The organism is Pseudomonas sp. NFACC24-1, assembly GCF_900115235.1.
Lineage (GTDB): Bacteria > Pseudomonadota > Gammaproteobacteria > Pseudomonadales > Pseudomonadaceae > Aquipseudomonas > Aquipseudomonas fluorescens_AA.
Genome location: NZ_FOVS01000073.1, coordinates 1 through 4535, shown reverse-complemented (window position 1 = coordinate 4535; position 4535 = coordinate 1). Strand labels below are relative to the sequence as shown.

At 63.9% G+C, this 4535-nt stretch carries 1 protein-coding gene; it reads left to right on the top strand.

From position 1 onward, the window contains the following. Window positions 1–4535: non-ribosomal peptide synthetase (locus tag BM317_RS29475; RefSeq protein ID WP_139236101.1), on the top strand; the 4535-nt coding region annotated here is incomplete at both ends.

The following is a 4535-nucleotide window of genomic DNA, read 5'->3' as shown; positions in this document are numbered from 1 at the left end:
CCAAGCTCGCCCGGCACGAAGCCGTGAAGGAAGCCGTGGTACTGGCCCGTGAAGACGTGCCGGGCGACAAGCGCCTGGTGGCCTACTTCACTCAATCCGAAACGGTGGACATCGAAACCCTGCGCCGCCACTTGCAAGGGCAATTGCCGGAATACATGGTGCCCGTGGCCTATGTGCGTCTCGACGCCATGCCGTTGACCCCCAACGGCAAACTCGACCGCAAGGCCCTGCCGGCCCCTGACCAAGATGCATTGATCAGCCGCGGCTACGAAGCCCCTCGAGGCGAAATCGAAACGACCCTGGCGCAGATCTGGCAGGACCTGCTGGGCCTGCAGCAGGTCGGCCGTCACGACCAGTTCTTCGAGCTGGGCGGTCATTCGCTGTTGGCCGTCAGCCTGATCGAGCGCATGCGCCAGGTCAATCTGAGCGCCGATGTGCGCATTCTGTTCAGCCAGCCCACCCTGGCCGCGCTGGCGGCTGCGGTCGGCAGTCATGATGACCGCGAGGTTCAGGTTCCGGCGAACCTGATCGCACCGGATTGTCAACGCATCACCCCCGATTTGCTGCCGCTGGTGACACTGCCCCAGGAGGCTATCGACCGCATCGTGGCGAGCGTGCCGGGTGGCGTGGGCAATGTGCAGGACATCTATCCGCTGGCACCCTTGCAGGAAGGCATCCTTTATCACCATTTCGCCGCTGAGCAGGGCGACCCCTACGTATTACAGGCGCAGTTTGCCTTCGATAGCCGCAAACGCCTCGATGATTTCACCCAGGCCCTGCAAGGCGTGATAGATCGTCACGACATCCTGCGTACGTCCATGGCCTGGGACGGCCTCGATGAACCGGTGCAAGTGGTCTGGCGCAAGGCCGTGCTGGGTGTCGAACAAGTGGCGTTGCGCCGTGAGGACGGCGATGTCGCCGGTCGACTGCAGGCAGACTTCGATGCGCGCCTGGACATCCGCCAGGCTCCGCTGATGCGTATCCGCTTTGCCGAGGATGCGGTGAACCGGCGTTGGGTGGCGACACTGCTGTTCCATCACATGGCGCTCGATCACACGGCGCTGGAAGTGGTTCGCCATGAAATGCAGGCTCATTTGCTCGGACAGGCCGACCAGATGGGCGATGCGGTGCCGTACCGCAATTATGTGGCCCAGGCTCGCCTGGGCGTCAGTCCGAAGGCGCATGAGGCGTTTTTCCGCGAGATGCTCGGCGCTATCGATGAACCGACGCTGCCGTTCGGCTTACAGGATCTGCGTGGCGACGGCAGTAGCGTCGAAGAAGCCAGTCAGGGCATCGCCCCCGATCTGAGCCAACGCCTGCGCAGGCAGGCGCGCCAGTTGGGCGTGAGTGCGGCCAGTCTGCATCATCTGGCCTGGGCTCAGGTGCTGGGCCGGGTATCGGGCCGCGAAGACGTCGTGTTCGGTACGGTATTGATGGGCCGGATGCAGGGCGGCGAAGGCGCCGACCGAGCACTGGGCATGTTTATCAATACCTTGCCAATCGGCGTGCGACTGGGGGCACTCAGTGTGCGTGACGGCGTGTTGGCGACCCATGAACGGTTGACCGGTTTGTTGGGGCATGAGCACGCTTCCCTGGCACTGGCTCAACGTTGCAGTGGCGTGGCCGCGCCCACACCGCTATTCAGCGCATTACTCAACTACCGGCATACGGTGGCCGAACCCCTCGCACTGCAATCGTCATCAGCCTGGCAGGGGATCGAAGCCCTGGGAGGCGAGGAACGCACCAACTACCCGCTGACGCTCTCAGTGGACGACCTGGGCGAGGGGTTCAGCCTCACGGCGCAAGTCCAATCCCCTATCGGCGCCCAGCGCATCTGTGGCTATATGCAGGTGGCATTGGAAAGTCTGGTTGATGCGTTGGAGCAGGCACCGCAGGCGCCTTTGCACAGCCTGGACATCCTGCCCCAGGCCGAGCGTCGACAGTTGATCGAGACCTGGAACGCCACGGGCGCGGTGTATGCCGAACAGGCGCTGATTCATCGCCAGGTCGAAGACCAGGCCGCCATGCAGCCTGAGGCGACGGCGGTGGTGTATGAAGGCCGGTCACTGAGCTACGGCGAACTCAACACCCGGGCGAACCAGGTTGCTCATCATCTGCTGGCGCTGGGTGTGCGCCCGGATGACCGCGTAGCGATCTGTGTCGAGCGCAGCCTGGAGATGATCGTCGGGTTGCTGGGCATCCTGAAATCCGGGGCGGGTTACGTACCGATAGACCCGGCCTATCCGGCCGAGCGCATTGCCTACATGCTGCAAGACAGCGCCCCGGCGGCGGTCCTGGTGCAACTGGCTACCGGCGGCCTCATGGTCGACGCATCGGTGCCGGTGATTGATCTTGAGCACGAGATCAGCCCCGACGGCGGCGGTGTCAACCCTCAGGTGCCGGGCCTGGAGCCGAGTCATCTGGTCTATGTGATCTACACCTCGGGGTCGACCGGTCTGCCCAAAGGGGTGATGGTCGAGCATCGCAACCTCAACAACCTGGTGGGGTGGCATTGTCAGTCCTTCGAACTGGGGCGCGGCAGCCGCACGTCCAGCGTTGCTGGCTTCGGTTTCGACGCCGCGGCCTGGGAGATCTGGCCCGCCCTGTGCGCCGGGGCCACGCTGTTGCTGCCACCGGCCCATGCTGGCAGCGAGGATGTCGACGCACTGCTGGATTGGTGGCAGGCCCAGGCGCTGGATGTGTGCTTCCTGCCTACGCCGATTGCCGAGTACGCCTTCGGCGGCAACCTCAGCCACGATCGGTTGCGTACGCTGCTGATCGGCGGTGACCGTCTGCGCCGACTGCCCGCCGACCCACGCTTTACGCTGATCAACAACTATGGCCCCACGGAAACCACGGTGGTCGCCACCTCGGGCCGGATCGACGCCTCCCAGGCGGTGTTGCATATCGGCAAGCCGGTGGGCAACACACGGATCTACCTGCTCGATGCACACTTGCAACCGGTTCCGGTCGGTGCGACGGGTGAGCTTTACATCGGGGGCGCAGGGGTTGCGCGAGGTTACTTGAACCGTGCCGAGCTGACCGCCGAGCGTTTCGTGCAAGACCCATTCGGCCCTGTGCAGGGCGCGAGGATGTACCGTACCGGTGACCTTGGACGTTATTTGCCGGACGGCAATATCGAATACCTGGGGCGCAATGATGGTCAGCTGAAAATACGCGGCTTGCGCATTGAGCTGGGTGAAATCGAATCCAGGCTCAGCGATTGTGCCGGTGTGCGCGAGGCTGTGGTCATCGCGGCTGGTGACACACCGGATGACAAGCGTCTGGTGGCCTATTACACGTTACACGAGGGCGAATACCCGGACCCGACGGCCGACAATTTGCGTGCGCAATTGCAGGTGCACTTGCCCCGGCACATGGTGCCGTCGGCCTATGTGCGCCTCGACGCGCTGCCCTTGACAGCCAATGGCAAGCTTGATCGCCGAGCGCTCCCCGCCCCGGACAGCGCGGCCTATTCGAGCCGCGACCATGAGGCGCCACGGGGCGACATGGAAATGCGCATCGCCGATATCTGGCGTCAGTTGCTGGGCGTGGAGCAGATCGGTCGTCATGACGATTTCTTTGAGCTGGGCGGGCATTCGTTGTTGGCCGTGCGATTGATGTCTCAGGTGCGCCAGCAACTGGGCGTGGAACTGACCCTGGCGGAACTGTTTGCCAACTCCGGATTGATGGGATTGTCAGCCTGGGCCTCCCAAGCGTCGGCAAGCACGTTGCCGCCCATCGAGGCGGTTCCGCGCAACAGTGCGTTGCCCCTGTCGTTCGCACAGCAGCGCCTGTGGTTCCTGGCGCAGATGGACGGCAGCGCTGCTTATCACATCTGCGGTGGCTTGCGTCTCAAGGGCCGGCTGTCACCGCAAGCCCTGCATGGGGCATTGGACCGGATCGTGGCGCGTCACGAAGCGTTACGTACCACGTTCGACAAGGTCGACGGTGAGGTGGTGCAGTGCATCGCCGTCGAAGGGGCCGGCTTTGCCTTGACGTTCCATGACCTGTCCCTGCATACCGACGCCGAAGGCGAACTGGCCCGGTTGGCCGCGGACGAGGCGCGGGCGCCGTTCGATCTGCGACAGGGGCCCTTGATCCGCGGTCGCCTCGTGCGGCTGGCGGACGAGACGCATGTTCTGCTGGTGACTCTGCACCACATCGTCTCAGATGGTTGGTCGATGGATGTGCTGACCCGTGAGTTGGGGAGGCTCTACCAGGCTTGCCTGCATGGCGCGGCCGATCCGTTGCCACCGCTGCCGATCCAATATGCGGACTATGCCGTCTGGCAGCGCCGCTGGCTGAGCGGCGACGTGTTGAGTGAACAGAATGCCTACTGGCAACGGACACTGGCGGATGTACCGCCTTTATTGACCTTGCCTGTAGACCGTCCGCGACCCGCGCAGCAGGACTATGCCGGAGCGCGTTTGCCGGTGCTCTTCGATGAAGCGCTGACAGCCGATCTCAAGGCGCTGGGCCAGCGCCACGGTACGACTTTGTACATGACGGTGCTGGCCGGTTGGGCGGCGGTG